Source organism: Photobacterium sp. 2_MG-2023, from assembly GCF_030547675.1.
GTDB classification, from domain to species: Bacteria; Pseudomonadota; Gammaproteobacteria; order Enterobacterales; family Vibrionaceae; genus Photobacterium; species Photobacterium arenosum.
This window is the reverse complement of sequence record NZ_JAUOQQ010000023.1, coordinates 11,929-34,659: the sequence shown is the minus strand read 5'-3', so window position 1 is coordinate 34,659 and position 22,731 is coordinate 11,929. Positions and strand designations below refer to the sequence as shown.

Sequence of the window (22,731 nt, the reverse complement as noted above, 5' to 3'; positions counted from 1 at the left end):
CTGTCCTATTGCACTACAGTTGAATTACTGGGTCAGGGCCGTCTGCCACTCGCGAATCCAGCTTTTACGCTCTTTCGCGACTTCATCGGCGGAAAATTCCAGCGATTTGGCAGGCAAGGTCAGGCTGCTGAACCCTTCAGGCAGCTCCTGGCCGGTGACCGGATACATCCAGTTGCCCGTTGGAATGTGTGACTGGAAGCCCGGCGTCAGGATGAAGTTAAGAAACTGCTCGGCCAGCTCACTGTTGCGGCTGTTTTTGAGCTTAGCGGCAACTTCCACCTGCATATAGTGGCCTTCGCTGAAGTTGGCGGCTTTGTACTTGTCTTCTTGTTCGGCAATCAGGTGGTAGGCCGGTGATGTGGTGTAAGAGAGCACCAGATCGGCTTCGCCGTTAAGGAACATGCTGTAAGCCTCTGACCAGCCTTTGGTCACAGTCACGGTTTTTTTCGCCAGTTGCTGCCAGGCAGTGGCGGCTTGGTCACCATAGACAGATTTCACCCACAGCATCAGACCCTGTCCCGGCGTTGAGGTGCGGGGATCCTGGTAAATCATCGTCAGATCGTCGCGCTCAACCAGCGCTTTCAGGCTGTCTGGCGGGTTATTCAGTTTCTTGCTGTCATAAATGAAAGCGAAGTAACCGTAATCGAAAGGGACAAAGGTGTCATCTTGCCAGCCGCCCGGAATAGTGACCGCCGCGGTATCCACCTGGTGAGTGGTCAGCAGCCCGGTTTTTTTGGCTTCCGTCATCAGGTTGTTATCCAGCCCTAACAGCAGGTCGGCTTTGCTGCTTTTGCCTTCCAGACGGACACGGTTGAGGATGGATACACCATCGTCCAGGGCGACAAACTGCAGATCGCAGCCGCACTCTTTCTCAAACTCGGTTTCGATGGCCGGACCCGGTCCCCAATCTGCGGTAAAAGAGCTGTAGGTGTAAACCGTCAAGGTCGGTTGAGCGGCGGCGGCAGACGTGGCGGCAGCCAGCAGGGGTAAGGTTAACAGTAGGTGTTTCACAAAGCGCTCCTGAGTTCCTGTAAGACAGGGAATTCCGATTTCTTCAAGGCGCGGGGTTGAGTGAGAGGGAAGGTTTCCGGAAAGGCACGAACCGGGGATAAAGGTGTGCTTTCTTGTCTCTCAGTTTTTCTCAATTCCTCCGCCAGCATGATCTGGTTCAGGTTCAATGGGTCCCGTACGCAGTACGATCTCAGCCCTAAGGCTCCCCATGAGAACGGCTCTCATTGTAAACGCGGCCGACACAGGTTGCCAGCCACAATTGCGGCTGGCTGTGATTCCTGAGCTGCAAGTTAAATTGTCAGGCGAGGCTATTTGATCTCATTGAGCCGCCAGTCGTAATCGTAACTGGGCGATACCAGCGTCACTGGCTGACTGAGGTAAGTGTTCAGATGCTTTTGCAGCTCAGCCAGAGTACCGAAATCACTCTGATACCAGTCATAAATCGACGACAGACGGACACTCTGGCCGCGCACATCAACCCCTTTTTCGCTGTTGATAAAGCGCTTGGCAGCTTCATCCAGCTGCTCGTTCAGCTTATCGGCCTGCATGACCTCAGGGAGCAGATCCGGGCAGCCCAAGCTGGCACAGTTCACCACATAGTGAATACGCTCGTCCTGCCAGATAGGGCGCAGGATCCTGTGTTCAATATCATTGAGCGACAATTTTTGTCCGCGGATAGTGATCAGTTTTTCATCCCAGGGACCGAAGTTGAATATGCCGCCGAGTTTGGTGATCGAGCTGACCGGATAGTTGTCCAGAATCACTCTGACGGTCAGAGCGTTATACAGGTTTACCCAGTAGGCAAATTGTTCATTGCGGTTGTAGCGGCGCGGATCCAGCGCGGCGAGTTCACTCAGATAGCGTGCCAGAGCCGCTTTATCCTGCTGGCTGACCGCGGCATAACGAAAGCGGGTCTGTTTGGGGGCGACCAGCAGGTAGTCGTTGAGCAGGCCCTGCCAGAGAGTGTGGTCAATTTTTGCGGTATTGCTGGGGTTGCTGGCTTGCCACAAAGGCCAGAGATCGGCTTTGGGGGCGGCCAGTGCCGCTGAAGACAGGCTGAGCAATGTCATCAGGATCAAGACGGTCAGGGTTTGGCGTAGCGGATACATGTGAACACCTCTGTAAAAAGATTGATATTCAACAGACCGAAGCAAGAGGGTGTTTCTTTCCGGTGCAGGCGCTTAACAAAACACCCTGCCGGAGCAGGGTGTCTGAGCCAGTCAGCAATGACAGTATAGATCAGGCCAGAAAGGCCGGGATCTTACTTTCATATTCAGCGATTTTATCTTCGTGCTGCAGGGTCAGGCCGATGTTGTCCAGACCGTTCAGCAGGCAGTGGCGGCGGAACTCGTCAATCTCGAAGCTGTAGGACTTGCCGTTGGCGCTGACCGTCATGCTTACCAGATCTACTGTCACTTCGGCGCCCTGGTTGGCGTCGACAAACTGGAAGATCTCATCAACTTCGGCATCTGTCAGGCGCACAGGTACCATCTGGTTGTTGATCGCGTTGCCATAGAAAATATCGGCAAAGCTCGGCGCAATGATGATGTTGATACCGTAGTCAGCCAGCGCCCAGGGCGCGTGCTCGCGTGATGAACCACAGCCGAAGTTTTCACGGGCCAGCAGGATACTGGCACCCTGATAGCGCGGGTGGTTCAGAACGAACTCAGGATTAGGCTGTTCGCCGGCGTCATCAAGAAAGCGCCAGTCGTGAAACAGGTGCTTACCGAAACCGGTACGGTTTACTTTCTGCAAAAACTGCTTTGGAATGATGGCGTCAGTGTCGACGTTCGCGGCATCCAGCGGCACCACCAGTCCTGTGTGTTGTTTGATTCCTGCCATGGTTGTTCCCTCTTAAATTAGGCGGTGGCGACGGTGGCTTTGTCCAGCTCGCGGATGTCGACGAAGTGGCCGGCACAGGCAGCGGCGGCGGCCATCGCCGGGCTGACCAGATGGGTGCGGCCATCGCGGCCCTGACGGCCTTCAAAGTTACGGTTACTGGTCGAAGCGCAGCGCTCACCCGGACCTAAGCGGTCGTTGTTCATCGCCAGACACATAGAGCAGCCAGGCAGTCGCCATTCAAAACCGGCTTCGATGAAGATCTTGTCCAGCCCTTCCTGCTCGGCCTGCGCTTTGACCTGCTCAGAACCGGGAACCACCAGCGCCTGAACATTGGGGGCCACTTTGCGGCCTTTGGCGACAGCGGCGGCCGCTCGCATATCTTCAATACGTGAGTTGGTGCAAGAACCGATGAAGACTTTATCAATCGGGAAATCCGCCAGTTTTTTACCCGCTTCCAGACCCATGTAAGCCAGTGCTTTGGCGGCAGAAGATCGCTCAACCGCATCGCTGAAGCTGTCCGGTGCAGGGATCGGCTCATCAATGGCAATCACCTGACCCGGGTTGGTGCCCCAGGTGACCTGGGGTTTGATGTCTTTGGCATCCAGGGTCACCACATGGTCGAACTGTGCATCGGGATCGGATTTCATTGTCTGCCAGTATGCAACGGCAGCTTCAAAGTCGGCGCCGGTCGGGGCAAAGTTACGGCCCTGGATGTAATCAAAGGTGGTCTGATCCGGTGCGATCAGGCCCGCTTTGGCACCCAGCTCAATCGCCATGTTACAGACCGTCATCCGGCCTTCCATGCTCAGATCCGTGATAGCTTCGCCACAGAATTCCACTACATAGCCGGTACCGCCGGCGGCTGTGGTTTTGCCGATGATCGCCAGAATGATGTCTTTGGCTGTGATGCCAGGGGCCACTTTGCCTCTGACTTCAATTTTCATGGTTTTGGCGCGGGCTTGTTTCAGGGTCTGGGTGGCCAGAACGTGCTCAACCTCAGACGTACCGATACCGAAGGCCAGCGCGCCGAACGCCCCATGGGTGGCGGTGTGGGAATCGCCACACACGATAGTCATGCCCGGCAGGGTAATACCCAGCTCAGGCCCCATGACATGGACTATGCCCTGATATTTATGGTTCAGATCATACAGGGTGACGCCAAAATCTTTACAGTTCTTAGCCAGGGTTTCCATCTGGATACGGGCCATCTCACCCGATGCATTGATGTCTTTGGTCTGCGTCGAGACGTTGTGGTCCATAGTGGCGAAGGTCTTGCCGGTCTGGCGAACCTGACGGCCTTTTTCACGCAAACCGTCAAAGGCCTGCGGCGAAGTGACTTCGTGCACCAGATGGCGGTCGATATACAGGATCGGGTTTTCACCTTCGGCGGCTACCACGACGTGGGCATCATAGACTTTTTCGTACAGCGTTTTGGCTGTGTGTGTTGTGTTTGACATTGCTCGTTTGCTCCTCGTCGTTCGGCTTACGCCTGGCGGATGTAGGCGGCGATTTTATCGCCCATGGCGTCGGTAGACAGGGCTGGGCGGCTGCCGGCCAGATCGGCGGTCAGCTCACCGGCTTCCAGTGCCTGGGAGACGGCTTGCTCAATGGCGCGTGCCGCTTCTTCTTGTTCCAGACTGTAGCGCAGCATCAGGGCCGCCGACAGGATTTGTGCCACCGGGTTGGCGATGTTTTTACCGGCGATATCCGGCGCTGAACCGCCTGCCGGCTCATACATGCCGAACTTGTCCTGGTTCAGGCTGGCCGAAGGCAGCATGCCCATAGAGCCGGTGATCATGGCGCATTCGTCGGAAATAATGTCACCGAAGATGTTGGAACACAGCATGACGTCAAACTGCGACGGATCTTTGATCAGCTGCATGGTGGCGTTGTCTATATACATGTGGCTAAGTTCGACATCCGGGTAATCTTTGGCGATACCTTCCACCACTTCGCGCCACAGGATAGAGCTTTGCAGCACGTTGGCTTTGTCGATGGAGCAGACTTTCTTGCGGCGCAGACGGGCAGATTCAAAGGCGATACGGGCGATACGCTCGATTTCATAGCGATGATAGATCTCGGTATCATAGGCCTTTTCCATCGCGCCTTCCCCTTCGCGGCCTTTTGGCTGACCGAAGTAGATGCCGCCGGTCAGCTCACGCACCACTACTATGTCAAAACCACGCTCGGAGATGTCGGCACGCAATGGAGAAAAGGCTTCCAGACCATTGTGGATCTGCGCTGGTCGCAGGTTACAGAACAGCTGAAAGTGTTTACGCAGCGGCAACAGCGCACCGCGTTCCGGTTGTTCATTGGCAGGCAGGTGTTCCCATTTCGGGCCGCCCACCGAGCCGAACAGCACTGCATCGGCAGCTTCACAGCCTTTCAGAGTGTGGTCCGGTAACGGCGAGCCGTGATTGTCGATGGCAATACCACCCACATCATATTCTTCACGGTCCAGGGTGAAGCCAAAACGGGCTTCAATGGCGTCCAGCACTTTGTGTGCCTGACGCATGACTTCCGGACCAATCCCGTCGCCGGATAACACGGCAATTTTATAGCGTTGACCTGCCATGGTTATACTGTCTCCATTTTTGTTTTCTGTTTAATTTCTGCAATTTGCTCGGCGCGGTGAATGCTGTTGATCACATGCAGCAGAGCCTGTCCGGATGCTTCAACAATGTCGGTTGCCAGACCGGTACCGTGGTATTTACGGCCTTTGTAATTGGCAATGATATCCGCCTGACCCAGGCCGTCTTCCCCTTCGCCTTTGGCGGTCAGGTCAAACTTATCCAGGGCGATCTCATAGCCGGTTAAGCGGTAGATACACTGGTACAGCGCATCCACCGGACCATTACCGACTGCCGCTTCACATTTCTCTTCGTCACCGCACTGCAGCTTAATGCTGGTGGTGGCCATGACGCTGCCCGATTGCACGCTCAGGTAGTTCAGCTTGAAGTAATCGTCTTCCTCGCGCATGTTGGCGAAGTACATCAGGGCTTCCAGATCGTAATCGAACACCTGGCCTTTGCGGTCGGCCAGCTTCAGGAAGTCGGCGTACAGGGTGTCCAGGTTGTACTCGTTATCGTTGTAACCCATGCTGTCCATGTGGCTCTTGACGGCCGCGCGGCCGGAGCGGCTGGTCAGGTTCAGCGCCTGGTTCTTCAGGCCGATTGATTCCGGCGTCATGATCTCGTACGTGTTCTTGTTCTTCAGTACGCCGTCCTGGTGGATACCTGACGAGTGGCTGAAGGCATTGGCACCGACAATGGCTTTATTGGACTGAATCGGCATGTTGCACAGCTGGCTGACCATCTTGCTGGTGCGGGAAATTTCTTCGTGTTTGATATTGGTGCTGACACCCAGCAGCTCGGCGCGGGTTTTGATGATCATGGCGATCTCTTCCAGCGCACAGTTGCCGGCACGTTCGCCAATCCCGTTAATCGTTCCCTCCACCTGGCGGGCACCGGCCTGAATGGCGGCCATGGAGTTGGCGACCGACATGCCCAAATCATCGTGGCAGTGCACCGAAATGACTGCTTTGTCTATGTTTGGCACCCGGTTAAACAGCTGACTGATAATGCCGCCAAATTCGCTGGGCAGGGTGTAGCCTACGGTATCGGGGATGTTAACTGTGGTCGCACCGGCCTTGATGGCGGCTTCGACCATGCGGCACAGATTATCTATCGGGGTACGGCCGGCATCTTCGCAGGAAAACTCCACATCGTCCGTATACTTGCGGGCACGGGTAACGGCAGCCACCGCCATGTCGATAACATCATCGTAGCTGCGGCGCAGTTTGTCCTGAACATGGATGGTGGAGGTGGAGATGAAAGTGTGGATTCGGAAGGCTTCGGCAACTTTTAACGATTCGGCAGCGACATCAATGTCGTTCGCCACGGCACGGGACAAGGCACAGACGCGGCTGTTCTTGATGTGCCTGGCGATGGTCTGCACCGACTCAAAATCGCCCGGCGAGGACACCGGGAAGCCAGCTTCAATGATATCTACACCCAGACGCTCCAGTGCGTAGGCAATCTGCAGCTTCTCTTTCACCGTTAAGCTCGCGGACAGGGCCTGTTCGCCGTCGCGCAAGGTGGTGTCGAATATAATGACCTGATCGTTCATGATTGCTTCCTTTTTAGTTGGCCTGCCTGTCTATGATGGCTGGGTCGCGTCCTGTACGCCGGGCCTTTATACGAAAAACCCGCGCTTGGGCGCGGGTTAATCTGAATTTTTAGCGGTGAATTTCACCCATCAGCTACCCACGCGACTGGTCACGAGAAGGAGTAGGCTGAGGAGAAGGGTGAATTGTGTTTGCATTGTTTTTTTGATCCGCTGTGTTGTTGACCAAAGGAATATCAAATTGTACAGACTAGCGTCAAGCGATAATTGTATCTTTATGCATTTTCGATAGGAGAGCGGAGGCGTCTGACTCCTTTTGGCGATAGCGCAACAGTGGCCGGCACCATCCGGTAGCGCAAAGACGGCGATTGTCATTATCCCTCCTCGAAATCGTCACCCGCATGTCATATCTGCTTCTTAATCTGGCTGCACAGGTTAAGAGGAGAATAGTGCTATGGCAGTGACTGTATTGGTACCTATCCAGCGCTTTGATTACGCCTTTTCCAGTTTATGTCTGTGTCACCGTTTTAATCAGCCGGTGGCGACACTGAGCCGGATGGTCTCCCGTTCCGGGGACGGGCCTTTATACTTACTGTTCGGCTTGCTGGCCTGGGTATTTGACCGGCAACAGGGCGGGCAGGTATTAGGCTTGGGATTACTGGCATTTCTGTTGGAATTGCCTGTCTACCTGCTGTTGAAAAACACCTTCAAACGAGATCGTCCGGCGCAGCTACCCAGTTTTATTCAACCTTCTGACAAATACAGTCTGCCATCCGGACACACCGCCGCTGCTTTTCTGATGGCGTCGTTAATTTCTACCTTTTACCCGGCAGCAGCCTGGCTGGTCTGGCCCTGGGCGATACTGATCGGATTCTCCCGTGTGCTGCTGGGTGTGCATTTCATTACCGACATTGTGGCGGGCGCTTTGCTGGGCATGATGTGCTTTGATGTCGTCAAGGGGGCGATATGAAGATACTTTACGGCGTACAAGGAACCGGTAACGGCCATATTTCCCGGGCCAGGGAAATGGCCAGAGCCTTTTCCCAGCTTGGCGTGACCGTCGATTTCCATTTCTCCGGCCGCCAGGCTGAACACTATTTTGATATGGAGTGCTTCGGCGATTATCACACCTCCCGCGGGCTGACTTTTATCACAGAGCGCGGCAAGGTGAACCAATGGCAAACCTTCAGGCAGAATTCGTTGCTGGATTTCTGGCGGGAGGTTAAGGCCATGGATCTGTCCGGTTATGATCTGGTGCTCAATGATTTTGAGCCAGTGTCTGCCTGGGCCGCTCGCCGGCAAGGGATCCCCAGTCTGGGGCTCAGTCACCAGAGCGCGTTTTTGTATGATGTGCCGAAAGAGGGAGAAAGCTGGCTGGACAGAAAGCTGATCCGTTATTTTGCACCGACGGATCAACAACTGGGCCTGCACTGGTACCATTTCGGCGCTCCGATCCTGCCACCGATTGTGCCTCAGCAAACTGATTCCCCGGCGCAATCTGACGGGTCAGTGCTGGTATACCTGCCGTTTGAAGGGCTGGATAAGGTGCTGGAGATGCTGTCCCGTTTTTCAGCGGTGACCTTCTATTGTTATCACCCCGCTGTGCGCCAGAGCTATCAGCAAGACAATGTCCATGTCTGCGCGCTGAGCAGGACTGGCTTTCATCAGCGGTTAGCCGTGTGTGACGGCGTCATTGCTAATGGAGGTTTTGAGCTGCCGTCAGAAGCTATCGCATTGGGCAAGAAATTGTTGCTCAAACCGCTGCAAGGCCAGTATGAGCAACTGAGCAATGTGGCAACGCTGGAGCTGATGGGGCTGGCGGTTGGTATGCATTCGCTGGATGCGGCCGCGATACGCAACTGGCTCGACAGCCATTCGCCGGGACAGGTTATCTGGCCGGATGTGGCGCTGGCCGTTGCCCGCTGGCTACAGGAAGAAAACCGTCCATCAGTGGAGGCGCTGTGTCAGTCACTCTGGGAACCTGTCAGCTTTCCGGAGCCTGTTCTTGAAACCGTGGCGGATTTCGGCTCAGAGGCCGGGATCTCCAGTAAGCGATCATTAATCACCGGGACTTATTGATCACCTCCTCTTCCTGACGTGGCTGGCACGTCAGGAGTCTGACTTCCTTCTAAGTGCTTGAAATTCATTTCTAGTCATATTGTTTTATATCTTTTTAGATATTTTTATAACGAATTTATCTGCTTGTTTTTGTTTGGACTATCGTTCAATATTGACCCATATCATACTGTTAGAACCAGGTTGGGAGCTCTCAGGGTATTGGTGTCATCATTCTTTTGAATAATACTGATTACCCCCAATTTTCTAATGGGTATGTGAGGGTGTTGTGCCCTGGTTAGCGGGAGCAAGACTCTCCGGATTATTCGCAGAAGAGGTCAGAAATGGCGCGTAGAGGTATGTCTTTCCAAGCAGCAGAAAATCTCTCCATGGGCTTGAGCCTGCGGAATGTAGATCTGAATTTGCTGACAGTATTCGATGCGGTGATGCAGGAGCAGAACATCACCCGAGCAGCACATAACCTGGGTATGTCTCAGCCAGCGGTGAGTAATGCCGTCGCGCGACTGAAAACGACCTTTGACGATGAGCTGTTCATTCGCCATGGAAGGGGAATCCAGCCTACCACCAGAGCCAAGCAATTATTTGGTCCGGTGCGTCAGGCGCTACAGCTTATTAAAAATGAACTGCCGTCTTCGACTTTCCTGCCGGAAACATCGAACCGCTTGTTCCGCCTGGCGGTGTGTAATCCGCTGGATATCCGTTTCGCCCCCCATATTCTGCGTCAGCTGGGCGATCTGGCCCCCAAGGCACAGGTGGCGCTGGAAGCGGGTATTGAAAGTGACATGGTGCAAAAACTGCGCTATCAGGAACTGGATTTCGTTATCGATTATCTTCGTTTCGATGATCAGGGCTTCACGTCTACTGAATTGTTTAAAGACGAGCTGGTGGTGGTCGCCGCCGGTAACCACCCGCGCATTCAGGGGACGCTGAGTGCCGGCGAGTTCGTGGCTGAAAAGCATGCTGTGCTTCAGCCAGTGCAGGGAGCGCGAGGGTTTGCAGAGGCCGTGTACCATCAGGCGCCGAGCTGTCACGCCGCCTATCAGGGCGGTAGCCTGAGCAATATGATGTACGTGGTCGGCCAGTCCGATCTGATTGCCGTGATGCCAAAATGGCTGGCGCAATCCATGGCGGATACCTTGTCGCTCCAGCTGATGACACTGCCGTTTGAAGGTAAAACCATCAGCGGTTATCTGAGCTGGCATGACTCATCGCAAAAAGATAAGGGCCACCAGTGGCTGCGCGATCAGCTACTGGCTATCTGTGATCAAGTCACCTGCTAAATCTCGCAGCGTCTACTGTGTTGAATACGGCTATTTCTCTTCGGGGAAACAGCCGTTTCTTTTTTTCGGGCTCAGGAATTGAGTGCGGATTGTCGCCGAATTGTTTTATGCCATCTTAAGGAGTGAGAGCCATGCAGCATTCTGCCTGTCACTCTGATGATCTCTGTTGCCTTTTGATGTCCGATCAGTAGACTCTCCGCTCCTTCAGCGAACAGCTGTAAGCTAATTTCATGACAGAGCCGTTTATGTCACAACTTGACTACCACATAGTTCACCGTATTCAGCACCAGATCGCCCGTTTGGGGAGCCGTATCGCGCTTCGCTATCATCATGATGGCCAGTGGCGGGACATCAGCTGGCAGACGCTGGGTGAGCAGATTCACCAGCTCTCACTGGCGTTGCTGGCTCAGGGCATCGGCGTTCAGGATAAAGTCGGGATTTTTTCGCCCAACATGGCCCGCTGGACGGTCGCCGATCTGTCGACCTTGTACCTGCGCGGGGTGACGGTGCCGATTTATCCGACCAGTACCGCTCAGCAAGCGGCTTATATCATCAATAACGCCGACATCAAGGTACTGTTCGTGGGCGAAGCCGCCCAACTGGATGCGGTATTGCAGATAGCGGCAGAGTGCCCGCAGCTGGAACGTATCGTGCTGATGGATGGGCACAGTGACCATACCGATCATGCTTTGGTGTGTGATTACCAGCAGTTTGTCGCCCAGGGTAGAAGCGGGGATGAAGAGGTGCTGCAGGCCCGTCTGGCAGATTGCCGGATGGATGATTTGCTGACGCTGATCTACACCTCAGGCACCACAGGTACGCCCAAAGGGGTGATGCTGGATTACGCCAATATTGCTGCGCAGCTGCAAGGCCATGATCAGAGACTGGCCCTGAGTGAAGGGGATGTTTCTTTGTGTTTCCTGCCATTGTCCCATGTGTTCGAACGCGCCTGGAGCTTCTATGTGTTGCACCGCGGTGGTATCAACTGTTATCTGACCGATACCAATGCCGTGCGTGAGGCGCTGGTGGAAGTGCGTCCGAATGTGATGTCAGCGGTGCCGCGTGTTTACGAGAAAATTTACGGTGCGGTGCAGGCCAAAGTGGCCAAAGCGCCTGTTCACCGCCGGGCGCTGTTTCACGCCGCGCTGGCCATTGGTCACCGTATGGCGGCATGCCGGCAGCAGAACCGGCGGCCGGCGGCCTGGTTAAACATCGCCCATAAAGCGGCTGATAAGCTGGTGCTGTCAAAGCTGCGTGATGTGCTGGGCGGACGCATTAAGTTCATGCCTTGCGGCGGTGCCAAGCTGGATGCCGGTATCGGACGTTTCTTTCATGCCATAGGCATCAACGTCAAGCTGGGCTACGGGATGACGGAAACCACGGCCACCGTCTCCTGCTGGGACGATATGGGTTTTAACGCCGATTCGATTGGCACCCTGATGCCCGGTGCGGAAGTGAAAATCGGTGAGAACAGTGAAATTCTGGTGCGCGGGCCCATGGTGATGCGCGGGTACTACAAGCTGGCGGAAGAAACCGCCGCGAACTTTACCCCGGATGGTTTCCTGAAAACCGGTGATGCCGGCGAATTCGATGCACAGGGGAATCTTTTCATCACCGACCGGATTAAGGAGCTGATGAAAACCTCAGGCGGTAAGTATATTGCGCCTCAGGTGATTGAAGGCGCGATCGGCAAGGATACGATGATCGAGCAAATCGCGGTGATTGCCGATGCCCGCAAGTTTGTTTCTGCCCTGGTGGTGCCTTGCTTCGACACCCTGGAAAATCACGCCCGCGAGTTGAATATCAAGTATCACAACCGTCTGGAGCTGCTCAGGCACAGCCAGATTATGGCCATGGTCGAGAAACGCATTGCCGAGTTGCAAAAAGATCTCGCCAAGTTTGAGCAGGTGAAAAAGTTTACGTTACTGCCCAAGGCATTCTCTATGAATGATGGAGAGCTGACACCGACGCAGAAGCTGCGCCGCAAGGTGATCCTTCAGCGCTATCATCAGCAGATTGAAGCCATGTATCACGAGAACCCGCGCCAGGAGCCACCGAAGCGTTAAGCGGCTTCAGTCCGAAATCTTTTCCGCAACCAGCGGCCTGCCGGCAGGCCGTTGTCTTACCTGTCATACTCGCGCCTGCCTTTTTCATGATTTTCTGTCAGCATTGCTGCTTTGTAACGGATAGTGATGGGTGTATATGCTAATTTTTTAATGTGATTTTGGTTCATTATCCCGCTCTGTGTTTATTCTCTGGCCGTTAATAAGGTTATTTATAGTCAGTACAGAAAATAACCACGAAATAGCTATGGGGAATGGACGCCAGCGGTTAAAAAACGTTAAGGTGGCGACTGGGTTACTGCTGGTGGGAATGTCCATTGGCAGTCACATAGTACGAAAACACACTGGATTTCTTTAGGCTAAAGATAAGCCCTAACTATGTTATACCCGTCTGTACCACTGACACTGTTGGTCTGCTCCCTACCGCTGTCTTGCTGACGGCGACGAATGTTAAGCAAACCCGTTCGGTATGCTGGCGTAACCCGGTATGACTGCCCTTCTGCTGCTCCGGCACAGAAAGACAGCCCCAGCTCGCCATCATACCCGGCACACAAGGTCAGATGCTCCGGTACAGACGCAGGTATACGCAACCTGGAGACAAGAATATGGAAATGTTGTCCGGCGCTGATATGATCGTCCGTTCGATGATCGACCAAGGCGTGAAGCATATCTTCGGTTACCCTGGCGGTTCTGTTCTGGATATTTATGATGCGCTGCATGAAAAGAGCGACATCGAGCACGTATTAGTGCGCCATGAGCAAGCAGCTGTTCACATGGCTGACGGCTATGCCCGCGCTACAGGTGACGTCGGCGTTGTACTGGTGACATCCGGTCCGGGTGCAACCAACGCCATCACAGGTATTGCCACCGCATATATGGATTCAATCCCTATGGTGGTACTGTCCGGCCAGGTTATGAGCCACCTGATTGGTAACGATGCTTTCCAGGAATGCGACATGGTCGGTATTTCCCGTCCGGTTGTTAAACACAGTTTTCTGGTGCAGCGAACAGAAGATATTCCGGCCATCATCAAAAAAGCCTTTTACATCGCAGCCAGCGGCCGTCCCGGACCTGTGGTTGTTGATATCCCTAAAGACATGCTGGATCCGTCAAAAGCCTATCCGTACCAGTACCCGGAAGCGATCAGCATGCGCTCGTACAATCCCACCCTGCAGGGCCACAAAGGTCAGATCAAGCGTGGCGTGAAAGCCTTGCTGGCCGCTAAGAAGCCGGTGCTGTACGTGGGTGGCGGTGTCATCATGTCGAACAGTGAGCAGCAAGTGCTGGCACTGGCAGAAAGCCTGAATATTCCTGTGGTCAGTACCCTGATGGGGCTGGGCGCTTTCCCCGGCACGCACCATAACAGCGTGGGTATGCTGGGTATGCATGGTACCTATGAAGCGAATATGACCATGCACAATGCTGATCTGATTTTTGGTATCGGCGTCCGGTTTGATGACCGTACCACCAATAATCTGGAAAAATACTGTCCGAACGCCACCATCATGCATATTGATATCGACCCGTCGTCGATTTCGAAGACAGTTAAAGCCGACATTCCGATCGTCGGCTCGGCAGATGCGGTGCTCAACAGCATGCTGAAACTGCTGGAAGAGCAGCAGGACAGCAACGATAAAGCCGCGATGGATGAATGGTGGAGCGAAATAGAATCCTGGCGGGCACGCAAGTGTCTGAGCTACCAAACTGACAGTGATCGCATCAAGCCTCAGCAAGTCATTGAAACGGTTTATAAATTAACCAATGGCGATGCTTACGTGGCATCGGATGTGGGTCAGCACCAGATGTTTGCGGCCCTGTATTATCCGTTCGACAAGCCGCGGCGCTGGTTAAACTCCGGTGGTCTGGGCACCATGGGCTTTGGCCTGCCGGCGGCGATGGGCGTGAAGTTCGCCTTTCCTGATGCGGAAGTTCTCTGCGTGACCGGTGACGGCAGTATTCAGATGAATATCCAGGAATTGTCGACCGCCCTCCAGTACGACATTCCGGTGAAAATTATTAACCTGAATAACCGTTTTCTGGGCATGGTAAAACAATGGCAGGACATGATTTATCAGGGCCGCCACTCGCACTCCTACATGGATTCAGTGCCTGATTTTGCCGCTATTGCAGAAGCTTATGGCCATGTCGGTATCCGAATTTCGGATCCGGCGAAGCTGGAAAGTGAGCTGGAACGCGCTTTAGCAATGAAAGATAAGTTAGTCTTTGTCGATATCAGCGTGGATGAAACAGAGCACGTTTACCCAATGCTGATCCGAGGCGGATCCATGAGTGAAATGTGGCTGAGTAAAACGGAGAGAACCTAATGCGCAGGATTGTATCAGTATTATTAGAAAACGAACCAGGTGCACTTTCACGCGTGGTGGGGCTGTTCTCCCAGCGTGGTTACAACATTGAATCTTTGACTGTGGCACCGACGGATGACCCGACGTTGTCGCGGCTGAACATCACCACCAGTGTGGAAGATGCGGCGCTGGAGCAGATCGAGAAGCACTTGCACAAGCTGATCGATATTCTGAAAGTCAGCAATGTGACCGACTCTGAACATGTTGAGCGTGAACTGATGCTGGTGAAAGTTAAAGCCAGCGGTTATGCCCGTGCCGAAGTGAAGCGGACATCGGATATTTTCCGTGGTCAGATTGTGGATGTTACCAGCCAGATTTATACCGTTCAGCTGGCCGGCACCAGTGACAAACTGGATGCGTTTTTGGACGCGGTCAGCGAAGCGACTGAAATCATTGAAGTTGCCCGCAGCGGCGTGGTCGGCATTGCCCGTGGTGAGCGTTCACTGAAAGCCTGATCCTTCCAGCAAAATACCTTCCTTTTCAAGCCCGCCAGGCAATACCTGGCGGGCTTTTTCGTAGTGGCCTTTTTTGTCGACATTAGACTAAAGTCTAATAAGGAGTGCGGAGACATTTTCGGTTGACCGTGTGGCTGTGCCATTGGATTTCAGATGTTTTCTATCTGGCAGACAGCATGCGTGGAGGGCAGGTCGATGTTCAATACCGTTTTAGTTCGTTGTATGGCATTGTTGCTGTGTTGGCTCGGCTTTCACGTCAGTGCCTTGTATTTCCTGCTGGCTGTCTTGTTACTGAATACGCATCACAAGGAAATCTTTGGCTGGTGAACCTTTTGCCGGGTAACGCGAAACAGTCGGGCAGATAAAAAAACGGGAGCCGAAGCTCCCGTTTTCTATGCGCCTTGCTATATGCAGCAATTGCCGTGACGGCTGAAATTACAGTACGTGTACCGAGGCAGTGTTAGTCGTGCCTGAAGGTACCAGCGCACCAGAGACCATGACCACGATATCGCCTTTTGCACCCAGACCAGACTCCAGCGCCAGCGCTTTACCGCGTGCGTAGAAGGCATCAGTGCTTTCGATGGCATCGACAACCACTGGCGTGACGCCTTTAGTCAGGCACAGCTGAGCGGCGGTTTTGGTGTTAGTGGTGATAGCCAGAATGTTGGCCGTCGGGAAGTACTTACGCACAGAGCGGGCAGACTTACCGGCTTCGGTCGCTACAACAATCAGTGGCGCATTCAGTTTCTCGGATGTGTCTACCGCACCTTTACAGACGGCTTCAGTAATACGCAGGCGAGGGCTGTCCAGGCGCGCACTCAGTGACGCACGCATTGCTGAGTCGGTACGGGCACAGATTTGCGCCATGATGGTCACGGCTTCAATCGGGTATTTACCTTTCGCGGACTCTCCAGACAACATCACGGCATCCGTACCGTCCATGATGGCGTTGGCAACGTCACCGGCTTCGGCACGGGTCGGACGCGGGTTCTTGATCATAGAATCCAGCATCTGAGTGGCAGTGATGACCACTTTACGGGCGCGGTTACATTTCTCGATCATCATCTTCTGTGCGAAGATCACTTCTTCAACCGGGATTTCGACACCCAGGTCGCCACGGGCAACCATGATGCCGTCAGAAGCTTCCAGAATCGCGTCGAAGTTATCAACACCTTCCTGGTTTTCGATTTTAGAGATGATCTGGATCTTCTCGCCGCCGTTGGCGTTCAGCAGTTCGCGGATTTCATTAACGTCTTCTGCTTTACGGATGAAAGAAGCGGCAACGAAGTCAACGCCTTGCTCACAACCGAATTTCAGGTCGGCTTTGTCTTTCTCAGCCAGTGCCGGCAGTTTGACAGACACACCAGGCAGGTTCACACCTTTGTTTTCGCCCAGATCGCCGTTGTTCAGTACACGGCATTTCACTTCTGTGTCGGTCGTCGCCAGCACTTCCATTTCGATCAGGCCATCGTCAACCAGGATAGTGTCGCCTGCGCTCAGATCGTTGGCAAAACCAGGGTAAGTCACGGCCACGCGGTCTTGGTTACCGACAACTGTGATATCAGTGGTGAAAGTAAAGTCCTGACCTGCTGTCAGTGCAACGTCTGCGCCGCCTTCCAGTTTGATGGTGCGGATTTCAGGCCCTTTGGTATCCAGCAAAATGGCTACAGGTTGACCGGTTTGCGCCATGACTTCACGAACGTTCTGGATACGCTGACCGTGCTCGGCGAAATCGCCGTGCGAGAAGTTCAGACGCATAACGTTCATACCGGCGTTAACCAGTTTGGTCAGCATTTCAACAGATTCTGTCTTAGGACCAATCGTGCAGACGATTTTGGTTTTTTTCATTGAGAATATTCTCCGAGAACTTGAAGGAAACTTCTGGCGCTTTTATACCTCAAAGGGGTGATCTGTTGATGTTGAATCATAGCTACAAAATGAGATCATGATCGTGTTTTTATCAACAAAGTCCTGAAAGGTATCACTGAGCCATACAAATTGTTTGGCAACATTACTTGCTTTATAAAAGCAGTTGCATTGCTTTGATAAAGCTGACGAAAAGGCTTACAGACTGACTGAATCGTCGACACAAGGGCTGTGGAGATCCGCTGCCAGTGCCACAAAGTGGCTGAATTAACAAGGTCGTAAGTATAGCAGAGTTTCTTTTCCTTACCAGCATGTGAGTTGTGTCAACTTTTTGACCCGACCAGATATCTATGCGTCTGATTCCTCGATAAAAGCCACAGACGATAAGGCATTGACCCACTCCTCAGCAGGATTGGGGGCTCACCCGGCCGAAAAAAGATTTTTATCAAATAACCAATTCTGTTGAAGCAAGATGGCTGTTTGATGACAGGCGCTGAATTTTATGTGCTTTTGGCCTGTTTACCATGCTGTGGAGCAAATATCTGCTGAAAAAGCGCCGCCAGAGCAACCCGTTAAACCACAGCCTGACAAAACCGTGAAAGCCGCTGAACCGACCGCGGCAGCACAACAGGCGGCGGCAACAGCGGCCAGTGCGCCAACAGGCGTGAAAGCCCAAGAGAAAGCCGAGGCGATCACAGCGCCTATGCATGGTCAGCTCAGGCGCTGGTTAAACGGGCCGAGCCTCTGCCCAGGCCGCCGTCCGGTATGGCGGGTGAGCGCTTGACCGTTTACCGTCCCGATCAGCTTTCGGCGCTCAGGGTTAGACGGAGGGGCGCTCGTTCGTGAAATTTACAACCAGCCGCTCTCGCAATAGACGAGATGGGCTTTGGGCTCAGCTGACAGTACGATAGAACGGCCTTGTAAAGCCTGTTGATAGTGTTGCTGCCGCTGTTCGTCTTCAGGTTGCCATTGCTCGGGAAAATCTGACTGAAACTGTGCCAGAGTGGCAATTGCCCGGGCAGGCTGCCCCAGTTCGTAATGGGCCCGGGCGGTGTAAATTGCTTCAAGTCGGGTGATAGGCGTGACACTGCTCAATGCAATCACGGCAGCATAGTTGCCCTGTTCTAAATGAATCCGCATTTTGCTGTAGCGGATATAGCTCTGGGTCAGCGGGAGGTTCAGCGATTGTGCCAGGTGCCCGGCACGATCAAGATGTTCCATTGCCAACGATATCTGGTGTTGATCGGTTGCGATCCAGCCTTGAAATAAAGCGATATTGGCTTGCAGAAGAGGAGATACCCCTTTTGTCAGCAGTTGTGAAAAAGCTCTCTCAGCGCGTGCCAGTTGTTGGGGTTGTTGCCCGTGTTTGCCCAGCCACTGCAGATCCAACCCTTGATCCATGGTGGCAAAGGCCTGGTAGAACTCACTGTCAAGGAGCAAGCGTCGCGCACCGAGCTGTTCAGCCAAAGCCCTGGCTTCAGTGAAAAAAGTGTCCGCAGCTCGGCCCTGATGGGACTGCATTAAATAAAATCCCTGATAAATCAATGCCAGCGCCAGCTCATAAGGCTGGCCGAGATCACGGTACATTGCGATGGCTTCGCTCAAGGAAGATTCGCGGATCGGTGGCTCAATCTGATCATTTTGTGCGATGGCCAGTAATGTTGCAGCCTGACGTGGTTGATCAGCAAGCTGACGATAAAAATTCAGTGCCTTAAACAGGCGCTCTTTATTGGCCGCAAGGTCATTGTCTGGGTTTCTTTCCAGCCCGACACTGGCGGGACGGCCGAGGTAAAACTGTTGATCGGCATCCTGACGCAGTGCCTGTCCTTTTCCTAACAGTGCAGTGATGTGTTGCGTGAGCTGGTTATGGGTTTTCCAGTCCATCTCATTCCACGCCAGCTGCGCCTGTAGCTGGTAAGCCATGATGCGCATCTGTGGATCATTCGACTGATCTGCGGCACGAACAGCCTCATCAGTCAAAGTGGCAGCATCCGAATCGCCCTGTCGGTAACTCAGTTCAGCCAGCCAGTAGCGCTGCGCCGCATACAAAGCCGGTTCCTTACGCACCAGTGCTTCCGGTAGAGCCTGAAGCCGAAGCGCTGCTTGCGGCCACTGCCCCAGCAGTACTTCCGTACCGGCCAGCTGGATCTGAGTCCACAGACTCTCGGGTTCCAGAATATGCGCCGCTTCGAAGTATTTCCTGGCCGCCTGAGCGCCTTGTGTTTGCAGCAATGATCGCCCTTGTGCCAGCGTCTGTACGGCAATCGCCGGAGCCTGTTGAGGTTCGGGCCGTATGTCGCCGGGGCTGAGCAGTCGGTTTAGCTGGTGACTGACTGAATGCATGGCTGATGCCAGTTGCGGATAGCTCATACTGCCTTGCTGAGTCCGGCCGTCCGCATAAATCACCTGAAATGTCAGCACCTGCTGCTTATTGTGCAGGCGGACGCTGGCAAACAATGCTGCCTCGTAGCCCCGCTGTTTGAGCAGTGTGCGTATCTGAGCCGGAAGTGCAGGCCAGCTGAGCTCCGCATCCAGAAGCCAGGCTTTAGCAAGGGCCGGCGGAATCACGCTCAGTGGTCCGTTTTGATTCAATTGCACTGACAGCATATCGGCCAGCCCGAGCTGAACCCAGTCGTACTCGGCTTTGCCTGTGTCATTGATCATGGGAAACACGACCAGCCCGGTGCTGCGATGGGCATTGAGTGGCGGCGGGTTCTGAGCCGTCAGAAATACCGGGCGTTGCATCAGCCACAATCCGGAAATGAGAACCAGTAAAGTGAACAGGCCTGAGAGCAGAACGGGTCTGGATATCTGGCGGGTTCGTTTTTCAGACCGCGCTTCCTGTCGTGTGGGTGATGGTACGTCCTGACGCCTCGGTTCGCTGATTGGACAGATCCACTGATATCCCCGCTGAGGATAGGTCCGGATGAACTGCGGGTTCTGGGCACTGTCACCCAACGCTTTTCTCAGCTCACGAATACTTTGTGTGAGTGAGTTTTCCCGGTATTCGCTGTGCTCCCAGAGAGCGTCCAACAGGGTGTCTTTGCTGATGAGCTGATCCGGATGGGTCAGTAAATAGGTCAGTAACTGTGACACTTTATGGCGCAGGTGGATGTCGGTTTGACCTGCGGACGTCTGCTGGCACAACTGTCCTGTTTCGGGATCAAACGTAAAGGCAGCAAACTGAAAGCAGGCCATAAATTGTCCGGTTGAGTGTTGATTTCTGATGCTTCATTTTACGGACAAACAACGTGAAATCAATCTGATAGTGGAAAATGCTCAAGCTTTAAGTTATTGATTATTTTTGTTTTATATTGATTTCATTTAGATTTTACCGCCATTTTAGGCCGATTTGAGAACTCAAACTGAGTTGTTCGATATAACCGTGGCATCTTTATTAACAAAGGATGCGACCTTTTATGGAAACCGCTATTCAGACCGCGCTTTTCAATCAGCAATTCGGGTTGTGGATTGTTGGCGCAGTATTTCTTACCGGGCTGCTGACCAGCCTGACTCCTTGCGTATATCCCATGCTGCCTATCACTGTCTCTGTGGTTGGCAGCCATGCCAAAGGACGTTGGCAGTCCTTCGGCCTTTCCGTGAGTTATGTGATTGGCCTTGCTGTGATTTACGCCTTGCTGGGGGTACTGGCGGCGACGACCGGGCAACTGTTTGGTGTTGTGGCCAGCCACCCGATCACCCTGATGCTGGTGGGGGTGTTTTGTTTCGCCATGGCCGCCTGGATGCTCGGCTGGCTTCAGTTACCGGCCCTCTCGCTGGGTCTGCCTCTGCCTCAGTTTGTCCGTCAGCCCGTGATTGCCACATTTTTGGCCGGTGCCTGTTCAGGGCTGGTAATGGCGCCCTGTACTTCTCCGGTGTTGGGCATGCTGCTGATGTACGTCGCCTCCTCCGGTAATGCGTATTGGGCCGCTTTGCTGATGTTTGTGTTTGCGCTCGGAATGAGCGCGCTGCTGGTGCTGGCTGGCACTTTCGGTGGCCTGCTGACGTCGCTGCCGCGTTCTGGTCAGTGGATGAACCGGGTGAAATGGCTGATGGCCGCTCTGATGGCCGGCGCCGGCACCTTCTTTTTCTTTCAGGTAATGTAAACGGAGATGATATGAAAGCTTCTGTGTTAATCAACAAAGGGTGGCAAGTCATGGTACTGGCAGTTGCCGTGTCAATGTCTGCAGTCCAGGCCGCGGAGACGGATCAGACCGCACCGCTGTTTGAGGCTAAAACTCTGTCTGGCCAAGCATTCGATTTATCGGATTACCTTGGCAAACAACCTGTCTATCTCAAATTCTGGGCGACCTGGTGCAGCTTCTGCAAAGCTGAGATGCCGCATCTGAATGCCATTGAGCAGCAATTTGGTGATGAGATTAAAGTGATGTCGATCAATGTTGGTTTCAATGATTCGGTGGCAAATATTCAGCAGTTTTTCAGTCAGGAAGGGTATGACATTCCGACCATCTTTGATGCCAACGGGGAGATCACCCAGAAGTATCAGGTGGTGGGCACCCCGCACCATATTCTGATCGACAAAGACGGAAAAGTGGCCTACCGCACTTTTCTGGCCACTGACCAGCTGGATCAGATCATCGAGCAATGGGCTCAGGACTGAAGTGTTCTACGAACGAAAATGAGAGGATGAACGCATGAAACGATCGGGTTTTATATACACATTTTCTGTGCTGGCCTGCCTGCTGACACCGGCGGTGACTCAGGCTGAATCAGGCGTGGCATTACTGGAGCGGCAACAAACCCTGTCCGGCCAGCTGATAGATTTGTCTGATGAGACACGAACCCATCTGGTGTTTCTGGATATCTGGACCAGCTATGCCGGTGGGGGGACGGAGGCTTTTGTTGAACAGCTGCCAGCATCATTCCGGCAATCGACACATCAAATCTGGATACAGCCGGAATTTAATGTGACGCGTGCGCAATTGCAGGAATTTCAGAGCTATTATCCGCAAGTTGCACCACTGGTGCTCGACCATCAGCAGGCGCTGCTCAAGCAGTTCGGTTTCTGGCAAACCCCGGCACATGTGCTGATTGAGCACGGAAAAGTCGTGTTTTCGGGCGGGAATGACGCCCTGCTGGCTTACCTGAATCCAGCGGCCAAGGCTGAAGCGCCCCCGGCGCGGGATGCAGAAACCTACGCCTGGAAAGCGGTCCAGCCGCCAGCTGAATCAGAAAGTATGACGCGTCAGCCGCTGAAACAGCCTGCGCCTTATGTGGTGCCGCAGATCGGTGCTGAAGCGCCCCGGTTTGAGCGCCAGACTTTATCCGATCAGACGGTGTCGCTGGCGGGATTGCTGACGCAAAACAAAGGCAAGCAACCTGTGTCTCTGGTCTTTGTTGATGCCCTGTGCCCGATGCCGCACTTCCCGGATTGTGAGGACAAGCTGGCACAGTGGCAGCAGCAGGTCGAGTTGGATCAATCACGCCAGTGGGTTGGCGTGATCAGCGGGTATTACATTGATGCCGGCATCGCAGCAGGCTTTGCGGAAAAATTTGGACTGACGGCCCCGCTGATCTTTGATACGGACAATGCACTGTACAAAGCGTATGGCGTACATGCCACGCCCTATCAAGTCGATGTCGGGCCGCAAGGGCGCATTCAGTACCGCGGCGACCAGATACGTTGATA

The 22,731-nt window shown here is 53.7% G+C and carries 19 protein-coding genes and 1 riboswitch; of the genes, 10 read left to right on the top strand and 9 right to left on the bottom strand.

Going from position 1 to position 22,731, the window contains the following annotated elements:
• Positions 1 to 24: 24 nt before the first annotated feature.
• The 6 genes from thiB to leuA form a co-directional block, all read right to left on the bottom strand.
• On the bottom strand, positions 25 to 999 hold the full coding sequence (thiB, locus tag Q4491_RS16705; protein ID WP_303459185.1) for a thiamine ABC transporter substrate binding subunit: 975 nt from the start codon (positions 997 to 999) through the stop codon (positions 25 to 27).
• Between the two features lie 128 nt (positions 1,000 to 1,127).
• Positions 1,128 to 1,230: riboswitch (TPP riboswitch) on the bottom strand.
• An 89-nt stretch (positions 1,231 to 1,319) separates the two neighbouring features.
• Positions 1,320 to 2,081 carry a DUF547 domain-containing protein gene (locus Q4491_RS16700; RefSeq protein ID WP_303459181.1) on the bottom strand — a complete coding sequence of 254 codons (762 nt, stop codon included), beginning with the start codon at positions 2,079 to 2,081 and terminating at the stop codon, positions 1,320 to 1,322.
• A gap of 169 nt (positions 2,082 to 2,250) precedes the next feature.
• The gene (gene leuD, locus Q4491_RS16695; protein ID WP_192015426.1) at positions 2,251 to 2,853 is read right to left on the bottom strand and encodes a 3-isopropylmalate dehydratase small subunit; all 603 of its coding nucleotides are present in this window, start codon (positions 2,851 to 2,853) and stop codon (positions 2,251 to 2,253) included.
• A gap of 17 nt (positions 2,854 to 2,870) precedes the next feature.
• Entirely contained in the window at positions 2,871 to 4,310 is a 1,440-nt protein-coding gene (leuC, locus tag Q4491_RS16690; protein WP_237793741.1) for a 3-isopropylmalate dehydratase large subunit, read from the bottom strand.
• 26 nt (positions 4,311 to 4,336) lie between these two features.
• Positions 4,337 to 5,428 (bottom strand): 3-isopropylmalate dehydrogenase, encoded by a 1,092-nt coding sequence (leuB, locus tag Q4491_RS16685; RefSeq protein WP_027251791.1) that lies wholly within the window; start codon positions 5,426 to 5,428, stop codon positions 4,337 to 4,339.
• Between the two features lie 2 nt (positions 5,429 to 5,430).
• Positions 5,431 to 6,981: a 2-isopropylmalate synthase gene (gene leuA, locus Q4491_RS16680; RefSeq protein ID WP_218383556.1), complete on the bottom strand. Its 1,551-nt coding sequence runs from the start codon at positions 6,979 to 6,981 to the stop codon at positions 5,431 to 5,433.
• Positions 6,982 to 7,432: 451 nt separating this feature from the next.
• Between leuA and Q4491_RS16675 the strand changes: the two genes are divergently transcribed.
• The 4 genes from Q4491_RS16675 to Q4491_RS16660 all read left to right on the top strand — a co-directional run bounded on the left by Q4491_RS16675 (position 7,433) and on the right by Q4491_RS16660 (position 12,400).
• Complete coding sequence (locus Q4491_RS16675) at positions 7,433 to 7,948, top strand: phosphatase PAP2 family protein (RefSeq protein ID WP_192015429.1); 516 nt, start codon at positions 7,433 to 7,435, stop codon at positions 7,946 to 7,948.
• The gene (locus Q4491_RS16670) at positions 7,945 to 9,057 is read left to right on the top strand and encodes an MJ1255/VC2487 family glycosyltransferase (protein ID WP_218383554.1); all 1,113 of its coding nucleotides are present in this window, start codon (positions 7,945 to 7,947) and stop codon (positions 9,055 to 9,057) included. Before Q4491_RS16675 ends, Q4491_RS16670 begins: the two co-directional genes overlap by 4 nt.
• A gap of 335 nt (positions 9,058 to 9,392) precedes the next feature.
• Positions 9,393 to 10,334: a transcriptional regulator LeuO gene (leuO, locus tag Q4491_RS16665; protein ID WP_303459117.1), complete on the top strand. Its 942-nt coding sequence runs from the start codon at positions 9,393 to 9,395 to the stop codon at positions 10,332 to 10,334.
• Between the two features lie 245 nt (positions 10,335 to 10,579).
• Positions 10,580 to 12,400: a long-chain fatty acid--CoA ligase gene (locus tag Q4491_RS16660; RefSeq protein ID WP_303459114.1), complete on the top strand. Its 1,821-nt coding sequence runs from the start codon at positions 10,580 to 10,582 to the stop codon at positions 12,398 to 12,400.
• Between the two features lie 356 nt (positions 12,401 to 12,756).
• Here Q4491_RS16660 and Q4491_RS16655 read toward each other — a convergent pair whose 3' ends face one another.
• Positions 12,757 to 12,987, bottom strand: a complete 231-nt coding sequence (locus Q4491_RS16655; protein ID WP_218383550.1) for a hypothetical protein — start codon at positions 12,985 to 12,987, stop codon at positions 12,757 to 12,759.
• Between the two features lie 15 nt (positions 12,988 to 13,002).
• On the opposite strand from Q4491_RS16655, the gene Q4491_RS16650 reads away from it, so the two are divergent.
• Positions 13,003 to 14,721: an acetolactate synthase 3 large subunit gene (locus tag Q4491_RS16650; RefSeq protein WP_192015433.1), complete on the top strand. Its 1,719-nt coding sequence runs from the start codon at positions 13,003 to 13,005 to the stop codon at positions 14,719 to 14,721.
• Positions 14,721 to 15,215, top strand: a complete 495-nt coding sequence (ilvN, locus tag Q4491_RS16645; protein WP_027251784.1) for an acetolactate synthase small subunit — start codon at positions 14,721 to 14,723, stop codon at positions 15,213 to 15,215. Before Q4491_RS16650 ends, ilvN begins: the two co-directional genes overlap by 1 nt.
• A gap of 435 nt (positions 15,216 to 15,650) precedes the next feature.
• On the opposite strand, the gene pykF is transcribed toward ilvN, so the two are convergent.
• The gene (pykF, locus tag Q4491_RS16640) at positions 15,651 to 17,063 is read right to left on the bottom strand and encodes a pyruvate kinase PykF (protein WP_303459104.1); all 1,413 of its coding nucleotides are present in this window, start codon (positions 17,061 to 17,063) and stop codon (positions 15,651 to 15,653) included.
• Between the two features lie 520 nt (positions 17,064 to 17,583).
• On the opposite strand from pykF, the gene Q4491_RS16635 reads away from it, so the two are divergent.
• Entirely contained in the window at positions 17,584 to 17,865 is a 282-nt protein-coding gene (locus Q4491_RS16635; RefSeq protein ID WP_303459102.1) for a hypothetical protein, read from the top strand.
• A 65-nt stretch (positions 17,866 to 17,930) separates the two neighbouring features.
• Here the strand turns inward: Q4491_RS16635 and Q4491_RS16630 are convergent, their stop codons facing one another.
• Positions 17,931 to 20,279, bottom strand: a complete 2,349-nt coding sequence (locus Q4491_RS16630) for a winged helix-turn-helix domain-containing protein (RefSeq protein ID WP_303459100.1) — start codon at positions 20,277 to 20,279, stop codon at positions 17,931 to 17,933.
• Positions 20,280 to 20,500: 221 nt separating this feature from the next.
• Between Q4491_RS16630 and Q4491_RS16625 the strand changes: the two genes are divergently transcribed.
• The 3 genes from Q4491_RS16625 to Q4491_RS16615 are packed head-to-tail and all read left to right on the top strand — an operon-like array spanning position 20,501 to position 22,729.
• Positions 20,501 to 21,187: a cytochrome c biogenesis protein CcdA gene (locus tag Q4491_RS16625; protein ID WP_303459098.1), complete on the top strand. Its 687-nt coding sequence runs from the start codon at positions 20,501 to 20,503 to the stop codon at positions 21,185 to 21,187.
• 11 nt (positions 21,188 to 21,198) lie between these two features.
• Positions 21,199 to 21,702 carry a TlpA disulfide reductase family protein gene (locus tag Q4491_RS16620; RefSeq protein ID WP_218383541.1) on the top strand — a complete coding sequence of 168 codons (504 nt, stop codon included), beginning with the start codon at positions 21,199 to 21,201 and terminating at the stop codon, positions 21,700 to 21,702.
• Positions 21,703 to 21,736: 34 nt separating this feature from the next.
• The gene (locus Q4491_RS16615) at positions 21,737 to 22,729 is read left to right on the top strand and encodes a peroxiredoxin (RefSeq protein ID WP_303459092.1); all 993 of its coding nucleotides are present in this window, start codon (positions 21,737 to 21,739) and stop codon (positions 22,727 to 22,729) included.
• Positions 22,730 to 22,731: the final 2 nt, after the last annotated feature.